Genomic DNA, 24020 nt, shown 5'->3' on the forward strand with positions numbered 1-24020 from the left:
GGCGGATTAGCGCAGCGTAATCGGCCATGGTTGCGCCGCCGGCGGCGCACGCTCCGCCTGATCCGCGCTACGTGTTTGACTCACACCGCTTCCCACGGCCCCGCCTTGGACACCACGGCGCCCGCCTCCAGCAGCGGCTGGAGCGCGGCGTCGGCCACGTCGTGCTCCAGGATGAAGCCGCTGATGCCATTGATGTGCGCCACGCGGAACGGCGCGCTGGTGCCCAACTTTTCGTTGGTGGCCAGCACCATGATACGGGCGCTGGCGGCGACCAGCGCCCGCTTGAACTGCGCGTCGGCCGGATCGAAGGCGCTGACGCCGGTGGACGCGGCGACCGCACACGCGCCGAGGAACAACCGGTCGATATTCATGCCCGACACCGTGGCAATGGCGGCGGCGTCGACGCTGCCGCCCAGCGCCGGCGCGACCACGCCGCCGACCAGGATCAGCCGCAGATCGGTGCGCTTGAGTACGGCGGCGGCGATGTCGATGGAATTGGTGGCCACCGTCAAGTCCAGCCCTTCTTTCAGAAACTCGGGGATGAGCAGGTTGGTGCTGCCGCAATCGAGAAAAATCAGCTGTCCGGACTCGACCGTCGTTGCGGCCGCGCGCGCCAATGCTGCTTTCTGACGCTGCGCGGTTTGTTTTCTGACGGCGATCGGTTGCGCCGCCGCCGAGGTAGGCATGGCGCCGCCGTAGATGCGCTGGCATAAGCCTTCCGCCGCCAGGGCCCTCAGGTCGCGCCGCACGGCGTCCTCGGAGACGGCGAATTCGGCCGCCAGCAAGGCGGCGGACACCGTTTGGCCGTCGGCCAGCCGCTGGGCGATGGCGGCGCGGCGTTCAAGGGGAAGGATAGCGTTCATACGCCATGATAACACGCATAAACGTGCACAAACAATCGACATTCGTCGCCGTCCAAGGCCATGACGCGCGCAAACCCGTTGCATTAAGGATGAGACCGGCGTATTGTCGCTATCCACGTTAGTGCACGTTCATGCACGTTTATGCATAAAGGATATCAAATTGGAACAGACGCAAAAACAGAAAATGCTGGCAGGCCAGTTCTACAACGCTGCCGACGCCGAGATTCAGGCCGATCAAGCGGCCGCGCGCGACTGGATGGAACGCTACAACCGCAGCATCGGCTTGACACAAGACCAGCACCGTCAACTGCTGGTCGAGCGCCTCGGCGGCGTCGGCGAAGGCGTGGTCATCCGCCCGCCCTTCCATTTCGACTACGGCTACAACATCAAGGTCGGCAATGGCGTGTTTTTAAACTTTAACTGCGTGATCCTGGACGTGGTGCAGGTCGAGATCGGCGACATGACGCAGATCGGTCCGGGCGTGCAAATCCTCACCGCCGACCACCCGCGCGATCCGGCACTGCGGGCGCAAGGGCTGGAGTACGGGCGTCCGATCCGCATCGGCCGCAATGTGTGGATAGGCGCCGGCGCGCTCATCATGCCCGGAGTGACCATCGGCGACGACGCGCTGATCGGCGCCGGCAGCGTGGTCACGCGCGACGTGGCGCCGGGCGTGACGGTGATGGGCAATCCGGCGCGGCCGCGCGCCGCTTAAGCGCGGACGGTGCTCACATCCGGTCGAGCAACTGCTGTTCGGCGCGCTCGCTGAGGACCAGCACCAACTTCAGCCGGGCACGCGTCATGCCCACGAACAGCTTGCGCAGCACGCGGTCATCGATCTCGGCGAAATCGATCTCGGTGAAAATCACCGCCGGCGCCGACTGACCCTTGAAGCGGTACACCGACTCGGCCAGCAAGCCGCCCTCCCGGTACTCCGGGTTGCCGAACAGGTCGTACTGGCCGGTGAACGACTTCAAGGTGTGGGCGTCGCTGAGCTTGTCCAGGTTGAGGATGGCCGATTTTTCACGCCCGCGAAACGAGGCGATGGCGATGTCCTGGCGCGCGAAGCCCGCGCCCAGGCACAAGGTGATGGCCTTGCGGGTTTGCGCCAGCATCGCCTCGGTATCGCCTTCCGGATACATCAACTCCTCGATGTCGGCGCCCTTGAACGGACTGCCCGCCTCCACCGGCGAGGTGGTCGCGCCGATCGAGGCCAGCATATCGACGATCTGGCGCGGGCTGCGGTAGTTGGTGTCCGAATGCAGCGTCACCCAACCGGGCAACGGCACCATCTCGCGGCCGTACAGGTTCTGGTTCGGGTCCTCGAGCCAGATCGCGCGGCCATCGTCCTTGAGCATGCGCAGCAGGATGTCGCGCCAGGCGGGCGAAAAATCCTGGCCCTCGTCGACGATCACCACATCGTAGCGCCACTCGGCGGGCAGCGGCGAGGCGGTCATCTTCGCCTCGATCTCTTCCCACACGCCGGGCGCGCCGTACTCGGGCACCTGGTCCTGCGCGCGCATGAAGGCGTCGCTGAGCATGTGGAAACTGGCGACCTTGCCGCCGGGCGGCACCAGGCGCTCGATATGGTCGGCCAGCGGCCGGTTGTAGCACACGTACAGCGGCGACAGTCCGGCATCGATGGCGGCGGCGTATTCGGCCAGCGCCAGCTGGGTCTTGCCGCTGCCGGCGGTGCCCACCACGTGCAGACGGAACGGTGTAAATTCCAGCCGCCGCGCCCAGGTCGCCAGGCCGCCCGATAGCCGCGCGACCATCTGCGCGGCGTTGCCGATCATCGAGCTGGGATCGGGGCGCAGGCTCAACATGTTGCCGAGGAAGCGCGTGACCTTGTCGAATTGTTCGCCGGGTTTGGGATCGGTGATGGGCAGGATTTCGCGCACCACTTGCGCCAGGCGGTCCTTGCTGGTGGCGTCGATGATGTGGCGCGGATCGATGCCCGCCAGATTCGCGTTGCGTACGGTGTAGTCGGGGCAGTACAGCAGGTAATCGATGGACAGCTCGCTGCCGAAGCGTTCGCTCAAGCCCTTGATCGAGCGCATGATGTGGTTGGCCACCTTGCGCGGCTTGCCCTCGTAGTTGCGAACCAAACCCTCCTCCGTCTCGTTGAGGAAGCCGGACTTCTGCTCGATCAGCAACATCCGGCCGCTTGGGGCGACGACAATGAAATCAATCTCGCCGTACGCGGAGAAACCGTTCTCGACGTTGGTCCAGTGGACGCCGTGATAGATGCGATACGGGGCGCTGGCGAGGGTGGCCTCGAGATAGGTCAGCGTCTCGATCTCGCGGGCGGCGGTGCCGGTGACGGCCATCTCTTGCCAGCCGGTAGGATGAAGATGAGCCATGAAGTGTGGGCGGGTCTGCCATTAATGTAAAAAAACATTGTAAGGCAGATCCGGGGTCAGGTCCGCCAATTCTACACGGCCTCAACGTTAACGGCCTCTACGGCAGCGCCCGTGTAGAATTGGTGGACCTGACCCCGGAGTGATTTATCATTGCGGGCTGCCGTCTTCCTCATTCGCTCTGCCATGAATTCAGAAAAGCTCGCGCTGTTGCTGACGCGTGAAATGCCTTACGGTAAATATAAGGGGCGCAAGATCGCCGATCTTCCCGGCCATTATCTCGGCTGGTTCGCGCGCGAGGGCTTTCCGTCCGGCGAACTGGGGGCATTGATCGCGTTGATGTACGAGCTCGACCACAACGATTTGCGCGCCCTGCTCGATCCGCTGCGGCGGTGAAATGGGCACTTCTCCGTTGCAATACGTGACATCGGACAATTTGGATTCCGTGTATAAAGTCACTTATCGCTAACAGAGGAGATCGCCCATGGCGCACCACCCGTATCGCTGCACTTGCTTCATCATCTCATCGAAAATGCTGCGCCTGCTAGCCGACGAGACGACCGATGAGCACGAACGCTGTCTGCTCCTGGACCAGGCCGAGCTGTCGGCACATTTGCGCGGCCAGCGGTCGGTCTCGCCGCCGACGACGGCCTTCGGCATCACCGCCACCGGCGAGAAACGCCGCACCGTCTACGATGCCAAAAACAAGACCACCCTGCCCGGCAAGCTGGTGCGCGGCGAAGGCGCCCAGGCCGGCAACGACGCGACCGTCAACCAGGCCTACGACGGCGCCGGCGTCACCTACGATTTTTTGTTCGAGGTGTTGAAGCGCAATTCGATCGACGACAAGGGCGTGCGGCTCGACTCGACCGTCCACTATCAGAAGAATTTCAACAACGCCTTTTGGAACGGCCAGCAAATGGTCTACGGCGACGGCGACGGCAAACTGTTCATGGGTTTCACCACCGCCATCGACGTCATCGCCCACGAGCTGACCCACGGCCTGACGCAGAACGCCGTGCCCGGCGGCCTGGTCTACGAGGACCAGAGCGGCGCCCTCAACGAATCCATCTCCGACGTGTTCGGCAGCATGGTCAAGCAGTGGAAACTCAAGCAAAGCAGCGCCCAGGCCGACTGGCTGATCGGCGCCGGCATCATGGGGCCGACCGTCGGCAAGGCCTTGCGTTCGATGGCCGATCCGGGCAACAAGGAACTTACGTGGTCCGGCGATGACCAACCCAAGACGATGGCTGGTTATATCGAGGATGGCGACGTCCATACCAACTCGGGCATTCCCAACCACGCCTTCTACGCGACCTGCATCGCGCTCAAGGGCAATTCCTGGGACAAGGCCGGGCCGATCTGGTACAAGTCGCTGGCCTTGCTGACATCGAACGCGACGTTCGCCGACATGGCCAGGGCGACGACACAGTCGGCCGAGCTGTTGTACGGGGCCGATTCGAAGGAACAACACGCGGTGCGGGCCGCGTGGAAGCTGGTCGGCGTGATTTGAAAGGAAGCACGATGCGTATGATATTGCGATGCACAGGCGGCTTCGCCGGACCGGCCGGGGCGCAGACGCGCACCATCGATCTGGCGCAGCTGCCGCATGAACAGGCCGAGCAGATGCAGCGGCTGGTGCAGGCCTGCGACTTTTTCGCGTTGCCGGAAAAGCTGGTCAAGAGCGAACCGAAGTCCTGGGACTTCCAGTACGACCTGGAGGTCGACGAGGGCCAGCAGGCCCACACCGTGCGCTACCATCTGGACGCGGTGCCGGAGCAGTTGCGGGCGTTGACCGAGAAGATCAACGACGAGGTCGATCCGGACTAGTCGGGGATTGAGTCGATGCGCAGTTCCGGGTAGCCGGTGAGCGGGTCGTGTTCGCGCGTGAAGCGCCGGTCCGGCAACAAGGCCAGCAGCAGCTCGGCGGTGGTGCGCACCACGCAACCGGGCGCGACATGGCCGCCAAGTACCTGCCCGCGCACGTCGGACACCGACATGTGCAGGTGGGCGCCGTCCGGCGCGATCGAGCCGGCCAGGGTCAGAATTTCCAGATCGCCGCGCAGCGCCGTCGCATGCGGCTGTCCGGCATAACGCAATTGCGCGACGCTCAGGCTGCCGATACCTTGCAGCACGAAGCCGGCCTGGTGGCCGCTGGCCAGCAAGGCGGCGACCACCGCGCCGCGCACGTCGTCGCCGGGCTGCAAGCGTAGCGGCAAGGTCAGCATCAAGCCACCATGGTCGCGAACTCGCCGCTCTTGATGAGACGTTGCAGGTCGGTGGCGCCGCCGATCAGCACGCCCTTGACGAAGATCATCGGGAAGGTCGGCCAGCCGGTCCACATCTTCAACGCCGTGCGCGGGCGCCATGCGGAGAAGTAGTTGCCGTAGCTGAGGTATTTGTAGGGCGTGCCGTTGGCGTCGAGGATCTGGCGGGCTTTGCGCGGGAAGGGGTTGAGCCCCATGCCGACCACGACGACGCTGTTGGCGGCGATGGCGGCCTGGACTTCGGCGACCAGGTCGCGGCGGTAGTCGCTGATGCGTGCGCGGATGGCGGGATGGATGTGGGCTTCGTCCAGGATGTTACGGCTCATCGTGTTCCTCGTGGTCATGAAAACCGCAAGCGTAGCCGTAACGGGCGCGGAGAGCCAGTCTTTTTAGCGCGTGGACCTGTAACGCAAATCAAGCGGCGGCCTGTGACGTCAACAACTTCTAAAACACGTAGGGCGGATTAGCGAAGCGTAATCCGCCATGCATGCGTCATCGGCGGCGCATACATGGCCGATTACGGCGTTCCGCCTAATCCGCCCTACGTGGTTTCGCGGTTTTGTGATTCCGTGGTGCATGCCACAGTTCGACCCCATCCGTGAATCGCTTTACAACGCCAGCTTGCTGATCTTGGTGCCTTCCAGGTTCAGGTTGGCCATCAACCCCGCGTTGGTCAGCACCAGCGCCTGCACCGGACCGGTCGCGGTGGTGGTGTCGATCTCGCCGTTGGCGCCAACCTTGAGCAGCGCCACCGAACCATCCACGCCCGCCGTCCAGCCTTTGCTATTGCGGAATTTATCCAGCGCTTCCCGGGTCATGAACAGCAGCACCACCGCCTTCGACTGCGCGCCGGCCTGGAAACCCACCGACACCGACGTCATGCTGTAATAGTCGGCCGTCTGCCCACCGGTGCGCAGTACGCCGCGGCCATATTCGCCACCCACCACCAGCCCCGCCGCCAGCACGCGCGGAAACACCAGCACGCCGTTCGCTTTGCGCACCAGCTCGCGCGAACCCTTGACCTCCTTGTACAGCCGCTCCAAAGTGTCATAGGAGCCGCGCTCGATCTCCGTCTTGACGGCGGCCGGATCGGACTTGGCATCGGTGGTGGTGGTGCATCCACCCAGGGCCAGGCCGGCGAAAGCGACGGCGGCGGTGGCGCGCATCAGAAATGTACGTTTTTGCATAGAAGTCTCCTGAAGAATATCGAGTGAGCCAGCTTGCCAAAATAGCAGTCCATTCTGGCACCTTTATTAAAAACGTGCCAACTCGCCTTGTCTCAGGTGCGCGACAGCGGGCCAACCCGGCTAAACCCGCGTGCCGAACGCCAAACGCTTACCTTCGCGCAACATCGCGGCGAATTCCACCGCCGGCACCGGCTGGCTGAACAGGTAGCCCTGCAACTGGTCGCAACCCAGCTCGCGCAGGAAACTCATCTGCTCGACGGTCTCCACGCCCTCGGCGACGATTTCCTGGCGCAATTGCTGCGCCATCGTCACGATCGCGCGCGCGATGGCGCAATCGTTTTCCTCATACGGCAGGCCGACCACGAACGAGCGGTCGATCTTCAGGGTGCTGATCGGGAATTTCTTCAGATAGGCCAGGCTCGAATAGCCGGTGCCGAAGTCGTCCAGCGCCAGCGACATGCCCATCGCCACCAGCTCGTTCATGATGGCGATGACGTTGTCGGTGCCGCGCACCAGCAGGCTTTCGGTGATTTCCAGGTTGATCTGGTCCGGCTGCACGCCGTAGCGCTCCAGCACCGCCGCGATGCGCTGCGGCAGCTGGCTGTCGAACTGCCGCGCCGACAGGTTGACCGCCACCGGCGGCATGATCAGGTTGTCTTCGCGCCAGTCGCGGATCTGGCGGCAGGCCTGCTCCAGCACCCAGGTGCCGAGGTCGAGTATCAGCCCGGTCTCCTCGGCCACCGGAATGAACACGCCCGGCGAGACCAGTCCGCGCACCGGATGGCGCCAGCGCAACAGCGCCTCGGCGCCGACGATGCGGCCGCTGCGCAGGCTCACCTTCGGCTGGTAGTACAGCAGCAGCTCGTCGTTGATGAGCGCCTGGCGCAGCTCGCTCTCGAGCCGCAAATGTTCCTTGGCGCGCTGGTTCATCTCCTCGCTGTAGAACAGGAAGTCGGCCTCGATGTTCTGCGCCGCCTTGTTCATGGCGACGTCGGCGTAGCGGATCAAGGTCGGCACATCGGTGGCGTCCTCGGTGTAGACGGTGATGCCGATGTGGGCGCCCACCTGCAGGCTGTGGGCGGCGATCTGGATCGGCGCGGCCAGCGCGGACAGCAGCTTTTGCGCAACGATGGCGGCGTGTTCGCGTTTTTCGATGTGCAGCAGCGCGACGGCGAACTTGTGGCCGTCGAGCCGGGCCAGCACGTCGGCCTCGCGCAGCACGGACCGGAACATGCGGCCGATCTCGCACAGCAGCTCGTTGCCGATGTCGCTGCCGAGCGTGTCGCTGATGGCGCCGACGCGGGTGATCTCGACCACCAGCATCGCGCCGTGCTCTTGCGAGCGACGGTTCTCGGTCAGCGCCTGGCCGACCAGTTGCGTGAGCAGGCAAAGATTGGGCAGGCCGGTCAGCGGATCGTAGTTGGCCATGCGCTGCATGCGCGCCTGCGCGTCCTTGTGCTCGCTGATGTCGGAGAACAGCGAGAACGTGTGGCTGATCTTGCCGCGCCCGTCGCGCACCACGCTGATCGTCACCGATTGCGGGAACAGCTCGCCGTTCTTGCGTTTGCCGATGATCTCGCCGCGCCACGGCCCCGCGCCCTGCATCGCCGCGCGCACCTTGGCGCGGAACTCGGCGTCGTGCACGCCCGAGCGCAGCAGGTCGGGCGTCTTGCCGATCGATTCCTCCGGCGTATAACCGGTGATGCGGGTGAACGAGGAATTGATCGAGACGATGCGTTCGTGGCCGTCGGTGATCAACACGCCCTGGTCGCTGTCCTCGATGATGCGCGCGTGCAGGTTGATCTTGTCGGCCGCCGACAGCGTCTCGCCCACCCGCGCCAGCCTGACCAGCATGCCGACCGGCTCGCCGCTATCGTCGTGGCGCAGGAAGATGTGCATCTTGACCCAGATGATCTCGCCGTCTTTCTTGCGGCGCCGCACTTCGGCGGTGGCGCCAGCCTCGCCGCCGGGTTCGCCGCCGCTCTCGAAACCCAGTTCGGCGATGTTGCCGTCGTCATCGTCCTCGGCGTACAGGAACAGCACGTGCTGGCCCAGCGCCTCGTCGGCGGTGTAGCCGAACATCTGCGCCGCGCCCGGACTCCAGGCCGTCAGGTAACCGGTCAGGTCCAGTTCCAGCACCGCGTGGTCGTCGGCGTCGACCGACGGCGCCATCGCCGCGCGCGCCTCGGCCAGCGCGGCGTCGAGGCTGGCCAGCGTGAGCGCCAGCGCCTCGCCCTGCTCGCCGCGGGCCCGCTGACTCAGCGCCAGACAACGCTCGATCGCGTCAAGCATGGGTTTTACCCGCCTTGCCGGACGCCACCGTCTGCATCCACAGATACGCTTCGGCGGCGACCTGGTTGAAATTGTCGGTGTCGATCTGCAGCGCCTGCAGACGCGCGGCCAGCGCGGCGTGATCGTCGCGCTCGGCCGCCTCGACCACGCCGAGCAGCTCGCCCAGCTCGCCCTCGTGCGCCAGCAGCGCCTGCTGCACGGCCTCGCTCATCGTCAACGGCTTGAGCACCTCGGGCAGCGACAGGCCGAACAGCACGCCCAGCAGCGAGAACATGCCCACCATGAACGCTTGCTCCTGCTGCGCCTTGCCCAGGCCGGCGTCGCGCGACAGCAATTCCATCGCCCGCGCCCGCACCGCCACCCGCGCCAGCAGCATCGGCGAGCGCTGGTCGCCCTCGCGCGACGAGAACAGCATCAGGTTGAGCCAGCGCCGCAGCTGCGCGCGGCCCAGGATCAGGATCGCCTGCGAAAAACTGGTGACGCGGCGGCCGGCGCCCATGCCCAGCGAGTTGACCAGCCGCAGCAGGTGATACGACAAGGTCGGGTCCTGGCGCAGCAGCGCTTCGATCTCGTGGGTGTCGGCGTCGGCCGACACCAGTTGCACCAGTTGCAACGCCAGCGCGCGCGAGGCGACCTGGCTGCCCACCGGCTTGGACGGCGGCGCCAGGAACCATTCGCCCTCGACCCAGGCCACGGTGGACGGCAAGGTGCTAACGAGCTCGGCATCAGCGCGGTGGAGCTTCTCGGCGGGCATTTTTTTCCAGCCCGCCTGGTCCAGCAACTTGCCGAGGGCGTCGGTCAGGCCGGCGCGGTAGTAGCAGCCCATGCCGCCGCCCGCCACATCGCGCAAGACCGAGACGACAGCCTCCGGCAGCGCCAGCGGCTGATCGGGCTGGTCCAGCATACCGGCGTCGAACAGCAGCGCGCCGGGGTGACCGTTGCGGTCGGCCAGCGGATGCAGGAAAACGGGCGGGATGGCAATCAGGGCGGTCATAAATGATCCAGCAAAAACAGTCAGTTATGCTGCTATGGTACTCCGAAACAGTTGGCCTTGGTCAACATTGTCAAGCCGGGTGAAGCTTTCGCCCGCGGGTTTCCTGTGCTGCGTCAAACAGATTGCGTATGGTGGGGCAAATGGCGCAACAAGCGCTCGAACAGCCCCGGCTGGCGCATGCGGTCGATCCACCAGTTCAGCGCGGCGCCGTGCTCGCCGCTGCGCCAGGCCAGGTAGAAGGTTTCGGCCGGTTTCGGCTCCTCGACCTGCTTTTCCACCAGCAGCCCGGCGTCGATGGCGGCGCGCGCGCACGGCTCCGGCAGGAAGCCGAAACCGCTGCCGGCCAGCTGGAACCGCAGCTTGGTCTTCATGTCCGGCACGGTCAAGGTGTCCTGCCCCAGCAGCAGGCCGACGGTGCGCGGCGCCAGCTGGCGCGCCGAGTCGGCGACGCTGACGGCCCGGTATTGCTGCAAATGCACGCGGTCGAGCCGGCCTTCGACGGCGGCCAGCGGGTGCGATGGCGCCACCGCGAAGACGAACTCCACCTTGCCGATCGGCTCGGAGACATAGCCGCCGCCCGCCGGACCGTCGCCGGCCACGCCCACCAGCAGGTCGGCGCGGCGGTCCAGCAACGCTTCCCAGGCGCCGGAAAGCGTCTCCTTCACCACGCGCAGCCGGGTTTGCTGGGCGACCTGGTAGAAGGCGTTGATATCTTCCAGGAACATACACGGCGAGAACATCGAATCCATGCCCACCGCCAGTTCGGTCTCCCAGCCGGACGCCACGCGCCGCACCCGGTGCTCCAGGTCCTGCGCCGCCTTGAGCAGATAGCGTCCCTCCTTCAACAGCTCGACGCCGGCCGCCGTCAGGACCACGCGCGGGCCGTTGCGCTCGAACACCTGGACGCCCAGGTCGTCCTCCAGTTTGCCGACGGTATAGGAGATGGTCGACGGTACGCGGTGCAATTCCTTGCCGGCCGCCGAGAACGATCCGCGACGGTCGATGGCGTCGACAATTTGCAGTGCTTCGAGGCTTAATCTGAGCATTCGATTTTTTCGATAGTAGAGGGGTAAATTTTCCGTTTTTTAATCCGGAATCCGGGGTCTATACTGTGATTCATGGATGCGGCGATAACAAAATCCCTTTCAAAATTATCGCACATCGGCTGAAAACAACCTTGAAAACAATCGAAGAAACGGAGCTCATCATGTTGCAAATTCGTAAAAGTGAAGAACGCGGTCTGGCAAATCACGGCTGGTTGAATTCCCGCCACAGCTTCTCGTTCGGCAGCTACCACGATCCGAAACACGTCGGTTTCGGCCCGCTGCTGGTGATCAACGAAGACCAGGTCGAAGCCGGCCAGGGCTTCGGCACCCACGGCCACCGCGACATGGAGATCATCTCCTATGTGCTGAGCGGCGCGCTGGAGCATAAAGACAGCATGGGTACCGGTTCGGTGCTGCACTACGGCGACGTTCAACGCATGAGCGCCGGCACCGGCGTGCGTCACAGCGAGTTCAACGGTTCGCAGAAGGACCAAGTGCACTTCCTGCAGATCTGGATCCAGCCCGGCCAGGCCGGCATTCCTCCAAGTTACGAGGAAAAGCACTTCACGCCGGAGAGCAAACAAGGCCAACTGCGCCTGATCGCTTCCAACGACGGCCGCGAAGGCTCGGTGCTGGTGCATCAGGATGCGGCGATCTATGCGACGATCATGGCTTCCGGCGACAACCTGAAGCACGAGCTGGGCAAAGGCCGCATCGCCTACGTCCACGTGATCCGGGGCGCCGTGACCGTCAACGGCACCGCGCTCAAAGGCGGCGACGCGGCGAAGATCACCGAGGAAAACCTGGTCACCCTGGAACAGGCGACCGATGCCGAGGTGCTGGTGTTTGACCTGCCCAACTAACCCTTCCCCATGGGAAAGGCTGGCCTAAAATAATTTTCCGCCAGTTTTGGTATGATGAAGGGCGCGCCGGGTCTGTTCGAACAGCCCGGCGCGCTTTTTTACTTTATTACATCATCAATATTTGAAGAGCATAGCTATGTTGCAGAGCGCGGAAACACCGGCAAAAGACGAATTGGACTACATGACTTCGTGCGCCCTGCCGACGCCCTGGGCACAGTTCACCTTGCACGCCTTTGTCGAAAAAGCCACCGGCAAGGAACATCTGGCCATGGTGCTGGGCGATATCGGCGACGGCGAGCCGGTGCTGGCGCGCGTGCACTCCGAGTGCCTGACCGGCGACGTGCTGTTCTCACAACGTTGCGATTGCGGCGCCCAGTTGGAAGGCGCGCTCAAGAAGATCGCCGCCGAAGGCCGTGGCGTGCTGCTGTACCTGCGCCAGGAAGGCCGCGGTATCGGCCTGATCAACAAGATCCGCGCGTATCGCCTGCAAGAGGCCGGCGCCGACACGGTCCAGGCCAACGAGCAGCTGGGCTTTAAACCGGACCAGCGCACCTACGGGCTGGTCAAGCCGATGCTGGCCCAGTTCGACGTTAAAAGCCTGCGCCTGATGACCAATAATCCGCGTAAGATTGATGCCATGACCAAACTTGGCATCGAGGTGGCCGAGCGCGTGCCGCTGCTCGTCAACCGCAATGCGTTCAACCAGCATTATCTGAACACCAAAGCTGCCAAGCTGGGCCATATGATGACGCCTTTGACGCCCGCCGCCGTGGAAGATGGCGCGCTCTGAGGTTGACGATAGAATAAGTCTAAGGACTGCATGAAATTCACCGCGCTTGCCACAACCATCGCCTTGACCGGGGCCTGCGCTGGCGCGCTGGCCGCCTCCACCACCGCAAACCCCGCCGCGCCGACGCTGGCAGCCGCCGCCAACGCGGCCACCGCAGCGGCGACCACGACGGCCACCACCACCACGACCGCCATCGCGTCCGCCAAAGACAAGCAGCCGCAGGCCGCGCAGCCGGTCCCGCCCACCTCGCCCGCATCGCCCGAGTCTGCCGACCCGTCCGCCCCCGGGGCGGCAGCCGCAGACACCGCGCCGCTGCCGCCGCCGTCGAGCGCCGCCCAGCATTTATATGCATCGGCCAAGAACGACATCCTGCAAGTGCGCTCGCTGCTGAAAAGCGGCCGCACGCAGTCGTCGGTCGGCTCGGGCTTTTTGATCGGCACCAGCAACCTGGTCGTCACCAACTACCACGTGGTGTCGCAGTTCGCGCTCGATCCGGACACCTACGTCGGCGAATGGGTCGACACCAGCGGCCAGCGCGGCAATGTGGAACTGCTGGCGGTCGACGTGCTGCACGATTTGGCGGTGCTGCGCGTCAACCGCAACGGCACCGGCTTCTTCAAGATGCCGGACCAGCTGGCGCGCCTGACGCAGGGCCAGTACTTGTACTCGATGGGCAATCCGCTCGATCTGGGCTTCGCCATTTCCGAGGGCGCCTACAACGGCGTCATCGCGCGCAGCTTCTACGACCAGCTGATGTTTACCGGCCCGATCAATTCCGGCATGAGCGGCGGTCCCAGCGTGACGGTCGACGGCTCGGTGGCCGGCGTCAACGTCTCCAAGCGCCTCGATGGTGAGCTGGTCAGCTTCCTGGTGCCGGCCCGCTTCGCCCAGGACCTGCTGCGCAAGGTCGAACAACAAGGCAAGGCGCCGGCCGATTTCACGTCGGTGGTGGCCGGCCAGCTGCTGAGCCATCAGCGCGCGATGGTCGACCAATTGCTGTCGAGTCCGCTTAGCTTGAAGCCGATGGGACCGTATCAGGTGCCGGTGCGCGAGTCCGAGCAGATGCGCTGCTGGGGGCGCTCCAACGTCAAGGCCGACAAGCCGTTCACGGTCGACGACGCCAGTTGCGCGATGGAGTCGGCGATCTTCGTCAGCGGTTCGCTGCAAACGGGACAGCTCAGCATCCGCCACCAGTTCATTCGCGGCACCGGCCTCGACAAGCTGCGCTTCGCGCAACTGGCCAGCGCCTCGTTCAAGAACGAGCACTTCGGCAGCAACAAGGACACGCGCCTGACCGGCCCCAACTGCACCGAAGACTTCGTGAAAAATAAAAACCTGCCGCTGCGCGCCGTGCTGTGCGTGCGCGCCTACCGCAAGTTCGCCGGCCTGTACGACTTCGCGCTGCTGACGGCCACCACGGATCAGGGGCTGATGAGCCTGCAAAGCCGGCTCGATGCGCGCGGCGTCTCCTATGACAACGGCATGCGCCTGTCGCGCGTCTTCCTCGAATCGCTATCGCTGGCGCCGGCCGGGGCGACAGTGCCCACGCGCGCTCCGGTCAATAAATCGGCAGGCAAGCCATCGACCACGCCGACGCCTGCAAGCGGAGCCCGTGACAAGGCGCCGATGCCCGCCCCGCCCCCGGCCAAGCCGGCCACGGGAGGCGCGCAATGATGGCCCCCTACTTCGTGGAAATCCTCGCCCGTAACGGCGACGTGCTGCACCGGCATAAGGCCGAGACCTTGCCGATCCGTTTGGGACGCAGCTACGACAACGACATCATCCTCGACGACGCGCATAGCGCCGCCGCGCACGCCATCGTCGACCTCGACGAGCAGGAAAAATTGGTGTTGCGCGACCTCGGCAGCAAAAACGGCACCTACGCGCGCGGCAAGCGCCAGACCGAAGTCGTGCTGGGCGGCGACACGGTCGTGCGCCTGGGCCACACCCGCTTGCGCATCCGCGCCGCCGACTTCCCGGTGCCGGCAGAAATCGCCGACACCACCATGCACGGCTGGGAAGGCGCGACGCCGGCCACCATCGGCCTGGTGCTGATCGCCGTCTTCAGTTGTCTGGAAACGTGGCTGTCCGATGTCGAGCCGTTCGCGCTGATCCGTTATCTGCTGGTGCTCGCGTCCAGCCTGGCGGCGGGCTTGCTGTGGAGCGGCGTGTGGGCGCTGGCCAACCGCCTGTTCGGCAGCCATGCGCGCATGGGCCGGCACCTGTTCATCCTGGGCAGTGGGCTGGCTGTGGTCGGCATCTGGCGCGCCGCCAGCAGCACCATGGCGTATGCGTGGTCGGCCGAAGGGTTCACGCGATACGGCAACCTGGTCAGCCTTGCGATCGTCTGCGGCATGCTGTTCTTCCACCTGAAGACCATCAAGCCGCATCTGACGCGGCAATTCGCCACCACCGCCACGATCATGATGCTGGTCGGCGCCGGATTGATGCTGATGGCCAACCTGCAAGGCACTGGACGCTTGTCGGACGAGCTCTATATGTCGGTATTGTTGCCGCCGGAAGTCAAGCGCAGCGACGACCGCAGCGTCGACCAATTCATGAGCAACGCCGCAGGACTCAAAGCCGATACCGATGCGGCGCGGGCGCGCGGCGTCAAGGACGGCGTGGACGAACCGGACGATGACGACGATGACACCAACGCCGAGTGACCACGACGCTTGAATACCTCGGAGACACGTAGGGCGGATTAGGCGGAACGCCGTAATCGGCCATGTAAAAGCCGTCGGCGGCGCATGCATGGCCGATTACGCTGCGCTAATCCGCCCTACGTGTATCCGTGGTAACGCGTGGCCCCGTGTAAAAGCCGGCATCACGGCCAACCACGCAGCACCTGATCCACCACGCCCTGCAACTGCTCGCGCGTCGCGCCGGCGGCGGCCTGCACCGCCATGCCGTTCGATACCGTCATCACAAAGCGCGCCATCTGCCCAGAGCAGCTGTCCGGCGGCAGATCGCCGTCCACCTTGGCCCGCTCGAAACGCTCGCGCAGTTTTTCCTCGCTCGCCGCCCGGCGCTCGATCAGTGAATTACGGATCGGCAGCGCATCGTCGCTGCACGCCAGAGCGCCATTGATCACCAAACAGCCATGCGGCTTGTCGGTCTCGGTCTGCGCATCGGCGTTACCACGCAAAAAATGCTCGACCACGGCACGCGCGGTCGGCTCCTTCAGCGCCGCGTTAAACAGCGGATCGTGGGTCGCGCCATACCGGTCGAGCGCCAGGCGGAACAAGTTCTCCTTGTTACCGAACACGGCGTACAAACTGGGCCGGTTCATGCCCATCGCCTCGGTCAGTTCCGGCAGCGAGCTACCCTCGTAACCCTTCTCCCAAAACACCTTCATCGCTTTGTCCAGCGCGGTTTCAGCATCGAAAGTGCGTGGACGGCCCGTCTTGCGGACTGTGGAAGTATTCTCTTTCATACCAATCGGTTAAAAATTATATTGACAACGTGATCTCCAGCCGTCATTATGAACCGATCAGTAAAAAACTCAAGCGTTTTTACGACTACCCAGGACTATTTCCCATGCAATCAACATCCAACGCGCAGGCTGTGCCGCCTGTAAGTAAACCGTCGGCGCTCACCACGCCGCCCCCCACCCGCGCCGCCTGGCTGGCCGTGCTCTCCGTCGCCGTCGGCTCGTTCGCGCTCGTCACGACGGAATTCCTGCCGGTCGGCCTGCTGCCGTCCATCGCCGCAGAACTGAAGGTGACCGAAGGCATGGCCGGCATGATGGTGACCATCCCCGGCATTGTGGCCGCCTTTGCCGCCATCCTGGTCACCATCGGCGTCGGCAAGACCGACCGCCGCTATGTGATCTGGGCGCTGACCGGCACCCTGATCGTCTCCAACCTGATGGTGGCGCTGTCCGATTCCTTCGTCGTGATCCTGCTCGGGCGCGCCCTGCTGGGCATAGGCGTCGGCGGCTTCTGGGCCATTGGCGGCGCGCTGGGCAACCGGCTGGTGCCGCCCGAATATGCGACGCGGGCGACCTCGATCATCTTCGCCGGCATCTCGCTCGGCACCGTGGCCGGCGTGCCGGCCGGCGCGCTGATCGGCGAGCTGGTCGGCTGGCGCGTGGCCTTCCACGCGGCCGGCGCGGTCGCCGTGCTGGTGCTGCTGACGCAAATGTGGCTGCTGCCACGCTTGCCGACGACGCAGTCGCTGACCTTCGCGCAATTGCCGGCGCTGCTGCGGGTGAAAAAGGCGAGGCTCGGCATGCTGGCCACCTTGCTGATCTTCATCGGCCAGTTCGCCGCCTATACCTATGTCACACCGTTCCTGAGCCAGGTCGGCGGCTTGAACGCCACGACCATCAGCGCCCTGCTGCTGACCTATGGCGCGGCCGGCTTCGTCGGCAACCTGATCGGCGGCTGGACCGTGGCGCGCAGCGTGCGCATGTCGATGATCGCCACCGGCCTGGTGATGGGCTTGTCGGCGGCGGCGTTGCCGTTGATTGGTACCTCGCTGCTGGGCGCCACGGCGATGATTGTGATCTGGGGCCTGGCCTTCGGCATGATGCCGATCTCGGTACAGACGTGGATGTTCCGGGCCGCGCCGGACGCGATGGAAAGCGGCGGCGCCGTGTTCGTCGCCACCGCGCAAATCTCGCTGGCCAGCGGCGCGCTGGTCGGCGGCGTGGCGGTCGACCATCTGGGCGTATCGAGCGCGATGGTGGTCGGCGGCGTGTTCGCCGTGGCGATGGCGGCGGTCATCGCCAAATGGGGCGAGGACGACGGCAAGCCGTCAACCAAACTGCACGCCGTACACTGAGCACCGACCGCTACGAGTCCGAGGCGCATATAAATTACACGCAACGGACTGGTCGGCGCCAACATGCGGAAACACGTAGGGCGGATTAGCCGGAACGGCGTAATCCGCCATGCATGAGTCGCCAGCAACGCCCGCGCCCACCTAGATTCTACCGCGCCTGAATTCGGCCAGGAAAGCCTTGGTCTCCCTGGCCGACAACACCTTGATCTCATCACCATGCCACGCGTACAGGTACGGCGTGCCACCCTGGCGGTCGGTCAGTTTAGCGTCCAGCAAAAAGCAGGTCCCCACCGGATACAACGCCGTATCGCTCATGCGCCGCGAGCACTGCACCGCCAGCTCCGGCGAAAACGCCTGCCCCGGCACCGGATGGATCTCGACCATACCGCCGCGCAGCACAGAGTGCACCGCCACCTGCCGGTAAGCATAAATATCGCGCGCCATGATCTTCCTTGCTGAAAAACCGCCATGGTAGCAGATCGGTTTCCACCGGCATGACATAACCACGCACCATTGATCTGGCCGAACGACCGATGAGAAAGCCGGGCGCAGGATGTCGCGAGACGTCCTGGCAGCCTGGCTTTTTATTCAGTGCCGCTTGAAGGATATCCTCAAGCCACTACACTGAACATGACCACCTACACTTGGGACGAGGCCAAACGCAACAGCAACCTGCGCAAGCATGGGCTGGACTTTGCCGACGCCGCTGCCGTAATCGAGGGCAAGTCCTATACCGAAGAAGACTTGCGCTATCTCTATGCCGAGCGGCGCCACATCACAATCGCCACTTTGAAGGCAAGGCGGTCGTAGTTGTATTTACCGAGGACGACGATGAAATACGAATCATCTCTTTTAGACGAGCAACCAGACGCGAACGACGTGGACTATTGGGACAGGAGTGACAGCTGGGGCAATGTCATGCCTATTCCCAGCGACGAGATCGAATATGACGAAGACTCGCCACCACTGGAATCCGGATTTTATGCCAACGGCGTCCACCGGATACACGGCCGGGTGCTACCTCCACGCACATCTCCGCTCGATCCCATAGACCCGGAAGTACTGGCCTTTATGCAAACCCAAGTTCCTGAAATACAGATGGAACCGCACATCATGGGGGGCATGCCGGTCTTCAGAGGAACGCTGGTGCCCATCAAGCGCATGTTTGATTACCTTTTAGCGGGCAGAACAATAGGGGAATTCCTTGCCGACTTTCCGACGGTATCCCAATCCGCTGCGGACTCGGTTTTAGAGACCGAGGCAACAATGTTCTACGAGGACATCAGTAAGGCTATAGACGCCGAGACTGAGCTCCCCTCCTTATCGAAATGAGCGCGTGACCCGCATGACCCGGAGCTATTGGCGTTCATGAAATCGATCACGCCTCTGGTGCAGATGGAACCCGACATCCTCGGCGGTATGCCCGTGTTTAAAAATACGCTCGTACCGATCAAACGCATGTTCGACTATCTGCTTGCCGGGATAACCATGGATGATTTTCTGCACGATCAGACGAGCAACAGAACCGGCCCCAGGATATCCAGACATATCCTGGCGGCCGCTTTTTTATCCAGTGCCGCTTGAAGGATGTCCTCAAGCTACTACACTGAACATGACAACCTACACTTGGGACGAGGCAAAACGCAAAAGCAACTGCGCAAGCACGGGCTGGGTTTCGCTAATGCGCCTGCAGTGGTGGAGCAGCCAACGTATGTCAACCAGGATACTCGCTTCCACTACAGCGAACGTCGCTACATATCAATCGGATTTTTTAATGGCCAAGAGGTTGCGGTCGTTTACACGGAGCTCAACAATGAAGTACGAATCATCTCATTTAGAAAAGCAACTCGTCAGGAACGAAAAACCCTCTATCGATGCTGATCGAAATTGGGAAGACGTGATGCCGATAACAGAGGACGACATTGAATACGACGACGATTCCCCGCCGCTGGAATCTGGCTTTTACGGCAACGGCGTCTTCCGCATCAACGGCAGGATCATCCCTCCGCGCGCATCTCCTACCGACCCGCATGACCCGGAGCTATTGGCGTTCATGAAATCGATCACGCCTCTGGTACAGATGGAACCCGACATCCTCGGCGGTATGCCCGTGTTTAAAAATACGCTCGTACCGATCAAACGCATGTTCGACTACCTACTTGCCGGAAAAACGATGGATGACTTCCTGACCGACTTCCCTACCGTCCCGCGAAGGACCGCGACCACGGTACTGGAAAGCGATTCCACGCTGTTTTACGAAAGTATCAGCAAGGCGATCGATTCGGCGGCGATACCCTCTTCCCTGCCCAAATAACCCAGCTTTTCGTTGGTCTTGGCCTTGACGTTGACTTGGCCGATGTCCAGCCCCAGGTCCTCGGCGATATTGGCGCGCATGGACTGGATGTGCGGCGCCATCTTCGGACGCTGGGCGATGATGGTGCAATCGACGTTGCCGATGCTGTAGCCGGTGGCGACCACGCGGCGCGCGGCCTCCTTCAGCAGGGTACGCGAATCGGCGCCCTTGAACTGCGCGTCCGTATCCGGAAAATGCTTGCCGATGTCGCCCAGGGCCGCCGCGCCCAGGATCGAATCGGTGATCGCGTGCAGCAGCACGTCGGCGTCCGAATGCCCCAGCAGACCAACGTGGTGCGGGATGTCGACGCCGCCGATGATCAGCTTGCGGCCCTCCACCAAAGCGTGGCAGTCGTAGCCCTGGCCGATGCGGAACGGGAGTTTGTTCATGTGGTTTCCTTGGTTATTCGCCGGCGGCCAGATACATCTCGGCGATGCGGATGTCGGCCGGCAGCGTGACTTTCAAATTTCGTGGGTGGCCTTCGATCAGGCGCGGCGACATGCCCAGCATCTCGACGGCGCTGGCGTCGTCGGTGATGGCGTTGGCGTCCGGTGCCCCGCCCAGCGCCCGCAGCAGCAACGCGTAGCTGAACATCTGCGGCGTCTGCGCCAGCCACAGGCCGTCGCGCGGCACGGTGGCGACGTCGCCGCCCGCCTTGCGCTTGACCGTGTCGACCACCGGCAGCGCCAGCAGGCCGCCGGCGGCGTAGTCGCCAACGCCCTCTATCAGCTTGGCGATCAGGGCCAGCGTCAGGCCGGGACGCGCGGCGTCGTGCACCATGACCAGGTCCGTGTCCGTGACGATGCCATCCAGCGCGCGCAAGGCATTGAGCACCGTGTCCATGCGGGTGGCGCCGCCGCAGCGCAGCACCGTGACCCCATCGAGGTCCGGAGGCAGCACGGCGTCGATCTGGCCGTCTGCCGCGCTGACGACGACGTAGGTGTGCGCCACCAGATCGCTGGCGCGGAAAGCGTCGACGGCATGGCGCAACATCGGCTTGCCGCCGACCGTCAGGTATTGTTTGGGGCCATCCGCCGCCATGCGAGCGCCGACGCCGGCGGCGGGCAGCAGCGCAAAGTAGCGCGGTGTATCGGTATGTGCTGTCATCTTCTTTATCTTCTGCGCCTGCGCTGAACGATTTCCCGGATCTCGCCGTTACAGGTGTTGGCCAGGCGCGCGTATTCGGCGGGGGTATCGATTTTAGCCTGCTCCACCTTACCTTTGTCGAATTCAGACTGAATAAAAGGGAACCACTGGCTGTTGATCTCATGCTGAAGCGCCGATTGCGCGGTGCCGGACGGCGCATATAAAGGCTTGCCTTCGAAGCGGCGGTTCAGCGCATCGCGCACCACCTTTTCGACCCGCGCCAGGTTATCCATATAGGCTTTGAGGTGGCGCTGCTCGTGCTCCAGAATCGTGTTGTAGCCGCAGCTGCCGGGGACGAACTCGTTGCCGACATAAATCAGCACCGGCGAGTAGTTCATCTTTATCTCAACGCGCGGCGCCACGCATTCATAGCCACTGACCTTGTCCTGCAAGATGGGTCCTCCCAGCGTGGCGGAAAACTGCGCGCGCGTGACCGTCAGGCCCAGGGTCTCGCTGCGGCCGTCGATGCTGCCGGTCTTCAAGGTCAGCGCCCGGTAAGGCAACTGGTTGTTGATCGTGAAGCCATTGCTCTTCGTCGACAGCACGGAGATGGTTTTGCTGATCGTATCCTCGCACCGAATCTGGAACGGCGTGCGTTCAGCCGCCTGGGCCACGCCAGCGCCGGCGCCGGCGCCGCAGTACAACAGGATCAGCGCCGCCGGCTTCATGACCTTAGTCCAGCTTCCAGTCGCCCGCGCGCAGCTTGTCGAGCCAGAACGCGCCGATGATGGTTTTGACGTCGGTGACTTTACCTTCGCGCACCCACTGCAGCAGTTCGTCGATGGTGGCGGTGAACAGTTCGAGGAACTCGCCGTCGTCCAGCTTTTGCTCGCCCAACTTCAAACCTCGCGCCAGGTACAGGTCCAGATGTTCGTCCGAATAGGCGATGGCGTTGTGGATCTTGCTGACGAACTGCCAGTCGGTGGCGGTGTAACCGGTTTCCTCTTCCAGCTCGCGTTTCGCGCTGGCGAGCGGATCTTCGCCCGGATCGATTTTCCCGGCCGGGAATTCAATGAACACGTCGTGCAGCGGATAGCGGTATTGGCGTTCAAGCAGCACCTTGCCGTCGTCGAGCAGCGGCAGGATCACGACCGCGCCGGGATGCAGGATGTATTCGCGGCCGGTGCGTTTGCCGTCGGGGAGTTCTATGGTGTCGCGTTGGACTTTGAGGAAGTGGCCGTCGTAGACCAATGCACCGTCGATGCGGGTTTCTGTCAGTTTCGACATGTCGGCTCCTTGATTGAAGCCGCTAGTGTATCAGTCGCGGTGCTTGCGCAGGTAGCGCGCGATGAATCCGGGGAACCCGAAAACGAGGAACAGACAGCCGGAGATCGCGTAGAACTCCCAGGTCTGGGGGAAGCGGTTGCCGATTCGGCCTTCCAGGGCGAAGCCGATGAAACCAACGACAAAGTACAGCGCCATCATCTCGGCCAGCCGCGCGATCAGCGGCTTGCGCCGCCATGTCGCGGGGACCAGGGCGAATACCTTGTCGTTGAAAAAAGGCAGGTTGGCGGCCGCGATGGCTATCGCGATCACCAACCAGCTTGCGACGGAAACATCCATCAGGTGGCGAGGGTCGCTTGCATGGCCTTCAGGCACATCGCCAGCAGCGGACCTGGCAGAACGCCCAGTACCACGATGGCCAGGCCGTTCACGCTCAGGACAAACTTCATGTCGCCGTGGGCGACGATAGGCGCCGTGTCGGTCGGCTCGTCGAACCACATCAGTTTAACGATGCGCAGGTAGTAGAACGCGCCGATCAGCGAGAACATCACCGCGACCACGGTCAGCCAGATCTGGCCCGTACCAAGTACGGCGCTCAGCACCGAAAACTTGGCGGCAAAGCCCATCATCGGCGGCACGCCGGCCAGCGAGAACATCAGGATCGTCATGACAACCGCGAACCAGCCGCTGCGCTTGCTCAGGCCTTTGAAGTCGTTCAGCGTTTCGGCTTCGAAACCGGAACGCGACAACAGCATCAACAGGCCGAAGCTGCCGACGGTGGTCAGCACGTAGGTCAGGATGTAGTACATCGACGAGCTGTAAGCGGCGGCGATGCCGGTGCGGTCGGTGGTGCCAACCACGCCAGCCAGCAGGCCAAGCAGCACGAAGCCGATTTGCGCGATGGTCGAATAAGCCAGCATGCGCTTCAGGTTCGTCTGGGCGATAGCGGTCAGGTTACCGATGGCCAGCGACAGCACGGCCAGGACCATCAGCATCTGCTGCCAGTCGAACGCCATCGGCAGCAGACCTTCCACCAGCAGGCGGATGCAGATCGCGAAGGTGGCGATCTTCGGCGCGCCGCCCAGCAGCAGGGTCACCGCGGTCGGCGAACCTTCGTAGACGTCCGGTACCCACATGTGGAACGGCACGGCGCCCAGTTTGAACGCCAAGCCGGCGACCAGGAACACGATACCGAACACCAGGATGGTCGGCTTGATGGTGCCCGCCGCGACGGCGGCGGCCACTTTGCTGATTTCCAGCGTGCCGGTGGCGCCGTACAGCATCGAAATACCGTACAACAGGAAACCGGATGCCAGCGCGCCGAGGATGAAGTACTTCATCGCCGCTTCGGTGGCCTTGTGGTTATCGCGGCGCAGCGCGACCAGCGCGTACAGCGACAGCGACATCAGTTCGACGCCCAGGTAGATCGTCAGGAAGTTCGAACCCGAGATCATGACCATCTGGCCCAGCATCGCGAACAGCGCCAGGACGTAGAACTCGCCGCCCAGGTTACCGCTCATCATGCCCCGCTGCGTGACGTACTGGCGCGAATACACCAGGGTCAGCGCCACGGCCACGTAGGTGGCCAGCTTGAGCAGGTTCGCCATCGGATCGTTGACGTACATGCCGTGGAAGGTGTACGCGGTGGTGCCGGCGCTGAAGTCGGCGAAGGTGATGCCGGCCAAAACGGCCAGTATCGCCAGCGACAGCACGTAGGTGATCGACCGCTTGGACTCGGACAGGAACATGTCCACCAGCAGGAGTAGCGAGGCGCCAATGATCAACGTCACCTCGGCATACGCCGGTGCGAGATTGAACGCCTCTTGTGGAATAGGTGTAGTCAT

30 protein-coding genes are annotated in these 24020 nt (G+C 63.4%); 14 read left to right on the forward strand and 16 right to left on the reverse strand.

Annotated elements, in window-relative coordinates:
- Positions 1-80: 80 nt before the first annotated feature.
- Positions 81-863 (reverse strand): DeoR/GlpR family DNA-binding transcription regulator, encoded by a 783-nt coding sequence (locus AC07P1_RS00865; protein WP_494694071.1) that lies wholly within the window; start codon positions 861-863, stop codon positions 81-83.
- A 160-nt stretch (positions 864-1023) separates the two neighbouring features.
- Between AC07P1_RS00865 and AC07P1_RS00870 the strand changes: the two genes are divergently transcribed.
- Complete coding sequence (locus tag AC07P1_RS00870) at positions 1024-1578, forward strand: sugar O-acetyltransferase (RefSeq protein WP_494694072.1); 555 nt, start codon at positions 1024-1026, stop codon at positions 1576-1578.
- 13 nt (positions 1579-1591) lie between these two features.
- Here AC07P1_RS00870 and AC07P1_RS00875 read toward each other — a convergent pair whose 3' ends face one another.
- Positions 1592-3226 (reverse strand): ATP-binding domain-containing protein, encoded by a 1635-nt coding sequence (locus AC07P1_RS00875; protein ID WP_494694073.1) that lies wholly within the window; start codon positions 3224-3226, stop codon positions 1592-1594.
- Between the two features lie 183 nt (positions 3227-3409).
- Here AC07P1_RS00875 and AC07P1_RS00880 point away from each other — a divergent pair, with 183 nt between their 5' ends.
- From AC07P1_RS00880 to AC07P1_RS00890, 3 genes are all read left to right on the forward strand, one after another.
- A complete protein-coding gene (locus AC07P1_RS00880; protein ID WP_315214762.1) occupies positions 3410-3619 on the forward strand; it encodes a DUF3820 family protein in 210 nt (69 codons plus the stop codon).
- Between the two features lie 88 nt (positions 3620-3707).
- Positions 3708-4736, forward strand: coding sequence for a M4 family metallopeptidase (locus AC07P1_RS00885; RefSeq protein WP_494694074.1), 1029 nt, complete (start codon positions 3708-3710; stop codon positions 4734-4736).
- A gap of 11 nt (positions 4737-4747) precedes the next feature.
- A complete protein-coding gene (locus tag AC07P1_RS00890; RefSeq protein ID WP_494694075.1) occupies positions 4748-5053 on the forward strand; it encodes a protealysin inhibitor emfourin in 306 nt (101 codons plus the stop codon).
- Here AC07P1_RS00890 and AC07P1_RS00895 read toward each other — a convergent pair.
- From AC07P1_RS00895 to AC07P1_RS00920, 6 genes are all read right to left on the reverse strand, one after another.
- Positions 5050-5451, reverse strand: a complete 402-nt coding sequence (locus AC07P1_RS00895) for a PPC domain-containing DNA-binding protein (RefSeq protein ID WP_494694076.1) — start codon at positions 5449-5451, stop codon at positions 5050-5052. The genes AC07P1_RS00890 and AC07P1_RS00895 overlap by 4 nt on opposite strands.
- A complete protein-coding gene (locus tag AC07P1_RS00900; protein WP_494694077.1) occupies positions 5451-5816 on the reverse strand; it encodes a glutaredoxin in 366 nt (121 codons plus the stop codon). The genes AC07P1_RS00895 and AC07P1_RS00900 overlap by 1 nt, the downstream gene beginning before the upstream one ends.
- 282 nt (positions 5817-6098) lie before the next feature.
- A complete protein-coding gene (locus AC07P1_RS00905) occupies positions 6099-6677 on the reverse strand; it encodes a BPSL1445 family SYLF domain-containing lipoprotein (protein ID WP_494694078.1) in 579 nt (192 codons plus the stop codon).
- Between the two features lie 120 nt (positions 6678-6797).
- Positions 6798-8969: a putative bifunctional diguanylate cyclase/phosphodiesterase gene (locus AC07P1_RS00910; protein WP_494694079.1), complete on the reverse strand. Its 2172-nt coding sequence runs from the start codon at positions 8967-8969 to the stop codon at positions 6798-6800.
- Positions 8962-9963, reverse strand: a complete 1002-nt coding sequence (locus AC07P1_RS00915; RefSeq protein WP_494694080.1) for an EAL and HDOD domain-containing protein — start codon at positions 9961-9963, stop codon at positions 8962-8964. The genes AC07P1_RS00910 and AC07P1_RS00915 overlap by 8 nt, the downstream gene beginning before the upstream one ends.
- A 113-nt stretch (positions 9964-10076) precedes the next feature.
- Complete coding sequence (locus AC07P1_RS00920; protein WP_494694081.1) at positions 10077-11009, reverse strand: LysR family transcriptional regulator; 933 nt, start codon at positions 11007-11009, stop codon at positions 10077-10079.
- 161 nt (positions 11010-11170) lie between these two features.
- On the opposite strand from AC07P1_RS00920, the gene AC07P1_RS00925 reads away from it, so the two are divergent.
- The 4 genes from AC07P1_RS00925 (at position 11171) to AC07P1_RS00940 (ending at position 15331) form a co-directional block, all read left to right on the forward strand.
- On the forward strand, positions 11171-11872 hold the full coding sequence (locus AC07P1_RS00925) for a pirin family protein (protein WP_494694082.1): 702 nt from the start codon (positions 11171-11173) through the stop codon (positions 11870-11872).
- A 136-nt stretch (positions 11873-12008) separates the two neighbouring features.
- Complete coding sequence (ribA, locus tag AC07P1_RS00930; protein WP_315214733.1) at positions 12009-12662, forward strand: GTP cyclohydrolase II; 654 nt, start codon at positions 12009-12011, stop codon at positions 12660-12662.
- Positions 12663-12692: 30 nt separating this feature from the next.
- Positions 12693-14336, forward strand: coding sequence for a trypsin-like peptidase domain-containing protein (locus AC07P1_RS00935; RefSeq protein WP_494694083.1), 1644 nt, complete (start codon positions 12693-12695; stop codon positions 14334-14336).
- Positions 14333-15331 (forward strand): FHA domain-containing protein, encoded by a 999-nt coding sequence (locus AC07P1_RS00940; protein ID WP_494694084.1) that lies wholly within the window; start codon positions 14333-14335, stop codon positions 15329-15331. Before AC07P1_RS00935 ends, AC07P1_RS00940 begins: the two co-directional genes overlap by 4 nt.
- A gap of 161 nt (positions 15332-15492) precedes the next feature.
- Here AC07P1_RS00940 and AC07P1_RS00945 read toward each other — a convergent pair whose 3' ends face one another.
- The gene (locus AC07P1_RS00945; protein ID WP_494694085.1) at positions 15493-16101 is read right to left on the reverse strand and encodes a TetR/AcrR family transcriptional regulator; all 609 of its coding nucleotides are present in this window, start codon (positions 16099-16101) and stop codon (positions 15493-15495) included.
- A 104-nt stretch (positions 16102-16205) separates the two neighbouring features.
- Between AC07P1_RS00945 and AC07P1_RS00950 the strand changes: the two genes are divergently transcribed.
- A complete protein-coding gene (locus AC07P1_RS00950) occupies positions 16206-17453 on the forward strand; it encodes an MFS transporter (protein WP_494694086.1) in 1248 nt (415 codons plus the stop codon).
- Between the two features lie 141 nt (positions 17454-17594).
- Here AC07P1_RS00950 and AC07P1_RS00955 read toward each other — a convergent pair whose 3' ends face one another.
- On the reverse strand, positions 17595-17897 hold the full coding sequence (locus tag AC07P1_RS00955; protein ID WP_494694087.1) for a hypothetical protein: 303 nt from the start codon (positions 17895-17897) through the stop codon (positions 17595-17597).
- Positions 17898-18083: 186 nt separating this feature from the next.
- On the opposite strand from AC07P1_RS00955, the gene AC07P1_RS00960 reads away from it, so the two are divergent.
- The 5 genes from AC07P1_RS00960 to AC07P1_RS00980 are packed head-to-tail and all read left to right on the forward strand — an operon-like array spanning position 18084 to position 19767.
- The gene (locus AC07P1_RS00960; protein WP_494694088.1) at positions 18084-18263 is read left to right on the forward strand and encodes a BrnT family toxin; all 180 of its coding nucleotides are present in this window, start codon (positions 18084-18086) and stop codon (positions 18261-18263) included.
- A gap of 21 nt (positions 18264-18284) precedes the next feature.
- Positions 18285-18785 (forward strand): DUF433 domain-containing protein, encoded by a 501-nt coding sequence (locus AC07P1_RS00965; protein ID WP_494694089.1) that lies wholly within the window; start codon positions 18285-18287, stop codon positions 18783-18785.
- Between the two features lie 36 nt (positions 18786-18821).
- Complete coding sequence (locus AC07P1_RS00970; RefSeq protein WP_494694090.1) at positions 18822-19037, forward strand: DUF433 domain-containing protein; 216 nt, start codon at positions 18822-18824, stop codon at positions 19035-19037.
- 3 nt (positions 19038-19040) lie between these two features.
- Positions 19041-19334, forward strand: coding sequence for a BrnT family toxin (locus AC07P1_RS00975; protein ID WP_494694091.1), 294 nt, complete (start codon positions 19041-19043; stop codon positions 19332-19334).
- A complete protein-coding gene (locus AC07P1_RS00980) occupies positions 19267-19767 on the forward strand; it encodes a DUF433 domain-containing protein (protein ID WP_494694092.1) in 501 nt (166 codons plus the stop codon). Before AC07P1_RS00975 ends, AC07P1_RS00980 begins: the two co-directional genes overlap by 68 nt.
- Here the strand turns inward: AC07P1_RS00980 and ispF are convergent.
- Genes ispF through nuoN form a run of 6 tightly spaced genes read right to left on the reverse strand, consistent with a single transcriptional unit; the run spans position 19707 to position 24020 of the window.
- Entirely contained in the window at positions 19707-20195 is a 489-nt protein-coding gene (ispF, locus tag AC07P1_RS00985; protein WP_494694093.1) for a 2-C-methyl-D-erythritol 2,4-cyclodiphosphate synthase, read from the reverse strand. The genes AC07P1_RS00980 and ispF overlap by 61 nt on opposite strands.
- Positions 20196-20208: 13 nt before the next feature.
- Entirely contained in the window at positions 20209-20913 is a 705-nt protein-coding gene (gene ispD, locus AC07P1_RS00990; protein WP_494694094.1) for a 2-C-methyl-D-erythritol 4-phosphate cytidylyltransferase, read from the reverse strand.
- Between the two features lie 5 nt (positions 20914-20918).
- Positions 20919-21620: a hypothetical protein gene (locus tag AC07P1_RS00995; protein ID WP_494694095.1), complete on the reverse strand. Its 702-nt coding sequence runs from the start codon at positions 21618-21620 to the stop codon at positions 20919-20921.
- A 4-nt stretch (positions 21621-21624) separates the two neighbouring features.
- Positions 21625-22179 carry an NUDIX domain-containing protein gene (locus tag AC07P1_RS01000; RefSeq protein ID WP_494694096.1) on the reverse strand — a complete coding sequence of 185 codons (555 nt, stop codon included), beginning with the start codon at positions 22177-22179 and terminating at the stop codon, positions 21625-21627.
- A 30-nt stretch (positions 22180-22209) separates the two neighbouring features.
- Positions 22210-22515: a DUF2818 family protein gene (locus AC07P1_RS01005; protein WP_494694097.1), complete on the reverse strand. Its 306-nt coding sequence runs from the start codon at positions 22513-22515 to the stop codon at positions 22210-22212.
- Entirely contained in the window at positions 22515-24020 is a 1506-nt protein-coding gene (gene nuoN, locus AC07P1_RS01010; RefSeq protein WP_315214699.1) for an NADH-quinone oxidoreductase subunit NuoN, read from the reverse strand. The genes AC07P1_RS01005 and nuoN overlap by 1 nt, the downstream gene beginning before the upstream one ends.

Source organism: Duganella sp. GW821-FHT07F09 (genome assembly GCF_059418705.1).

Coding starts and splice junctions, on each gene's coding strand:
- AC07P1_RS00865 (WP_494694071.1), bottom strand. CDS start 863: ATGAACGCTATCCTTCCCCTTGAACGCCGCGCCGCCATCGCCCAGCGG.
- AC07P1_RS00875 (WP_494694073.1), bottom strand. CDS start 3,226: ATGGCTCATCTTCATCCTACCGGCTGGCAAGAGATGGCCGTCACCGGC.
- AC07P1_RS00880 (WP_315214762.1), top strand. CDS start 3,410: ATGAATTCAGAAAAGCTCGCGCTGTTGCTGACGCGTGAAATGCCTTAC.
- AC07P1_RS00885 (WP_494694074.1), top strand. CDS start 3,708: ATGGCGCACCACCCGTATCGCTGCACTTGCTTCATCATCTCATCGAAA.
- AC07P1_RS00890 (WP_494694075.1), top strand. CDS start 4,748: ATGCGTATGATATTGCGATGCACAGGCGGCTTCGCCGGACCGGCCGGG.
- AC07P1_RS00895 (WP_494694076.1), bottom strand. CDS start 5,451: ATGCTGACCTTGCCGCTACGCTTGCAGCCCGGCGACGACGTGCGCGGC.
- AC07P1_RS00900 (WP_494694077.1), bottom strand. CDS start 5,816: ATGAGCCGTAACATCCTGGACGAAGCCCACATCCATCCCGCCATCCGC.
- AC07P1_RS00905 (WP_494694078.1), bottom strand. CDS start 6,677: ATGCAAAAACGTACATTTCTGATGCGCGCCACCGCCGCCGTCGCTTTC.
- AC07P1_RS00910 (WP_494694079.1), bottom strand. CDS start 8,969: ATGCTTGACGCGATCGAGCGTTGTCTGGCGCTGAGTCAGCGGGCCCGC.
- AC07P1_RS00915 (WP_494694080.1), bottom strand. CDS start 9,963: ATGACCGCCCTGATTGCCATCCCGCCCGTTTTCCTGCATCCGCTGGCC.
- AC07P1_RS00920 (WP_494694081.1), bottom strand. CDS start 11,009: ATGCTCAGATTAAGCCTCGAAGCACTGCAAATTGTCGACGCCATCGAC.
- AC07P1_RS00925 (WP_494694082.1), top strand. CDS start 11,171: ATGTTGCAAATTCGTAAAAGTGAAGAACGCGGTCTGGCAAATCACGGC.
- ribA (WP_315214733.1), top strand. CDS start 12,009: ATGTTGCAGAGCGCGGAAACACCGGCAAAAGACGAATTGGACTACATG.
- AC07P1_RS00935 (WP_494694083.1), top strand. CDS start 12,693: ATGAAATTCACCGCGCTTGCCACAACCATCGCCTTGACCGGGGCCTGC.
- AC07P1_RS00940 (WP_494694084.1), top strand. CDS start 14,333: ATGATGGCCCCCTACTTCGTGGAAATCCTCGCCCGTAACGGCGACGTG.
- AC07P1_RS00945 (WP_494694085.1), bottom strand. CDS start 16,101: ATGAAAGAGAATACTTCCACAGTCCGCAAGACGGGCCGTCCACGCACT.
- AC07P1_RS00950 (WP_494694086.1), top strand. CDS start 16,206: ATGCAATCAACATCCAACGCGCAGGCTGTGCCGCCTGTAAGTAAACCG.
- AC07P1_RS00955 (WP_494694087.1), bottom strand. CDS start 17,897: ATGGCGCGCGATATTTATGCTTACCGGCAGGTGGCGGTGCACTCTGTG.
- AC07P1_RS00960 (WP_494694088.1), top strand. CDS start 18,084: ATGACCACCTACACTTGGGACGAGGCCAAACGCAACAGCAACCTGCGC.
- AC07P1_RS00965 (WP_494694089.1), top strand. CDS start 18,285: ATGAAATACGAATCATCTCTTTTAGACGAGCAACCAGACGCGAACGAC.
- AC07P1_RS00970 (WP_494694090.1), top strand. CDS start 18,822: ATGAAATCGATCACGCCTCTGGTGCAGATGGAACCCGACATCCTCGGC.
- AC07P1_RS00975 (WP_494694091.1), top strand. CDS start 19,041: ATGTCCTCAAGCTACTACACTGAACATGACAACCTACACTTGGGACGA.
- AC07P1_RS00980 (WP_494694092.1), top strand. CDS start 19,267: ATGAAGTACGAATCATCTCATTTAGAAAAGCAACTCGTCAGGAACGAA.
- ispF (WP_494694093.1), bottom strand. CDS start 20,195: ATGAACAAACTCCCGTTCCGCATCGGCCAGGGCTACGACTGCCACGCT.
- ispD (WP_494694094.1), bottom strand. CDS start 20,913: ATGACAGCACATACCGATACACCGCGCTACTTTGCGCTGCTGCCCGCC.
- AC07P1_RS00995 (WP_494694095.1), bottom strand. CDS start 21,620: ATGAAGCCGGCGGCGCTGATCCTGTTGTACTGCGGCGCCGGCGCCGGC.
- AC07P1_RS01000 (WP_494694096.1), bottom strand. CDS start 22,179: ATGTCGAAACTGACAGAAACCCGCATCGACGGTGCATTGGTCTACGAC.
- AC07P1_RS01005 (WP_494694097.1), bottom strand. CDS start 22,515: ATGGATGTTTCCGTCGCAAGCTGGTTGGTGATCGCGATAGCCATCGCG.
- nuoN (WP_315214699.1), bottom strand. CDS start 24,020: ATGACTACACCTATTCCACAAGAGGCGTTCAATCTCGCACCGGCGTAT.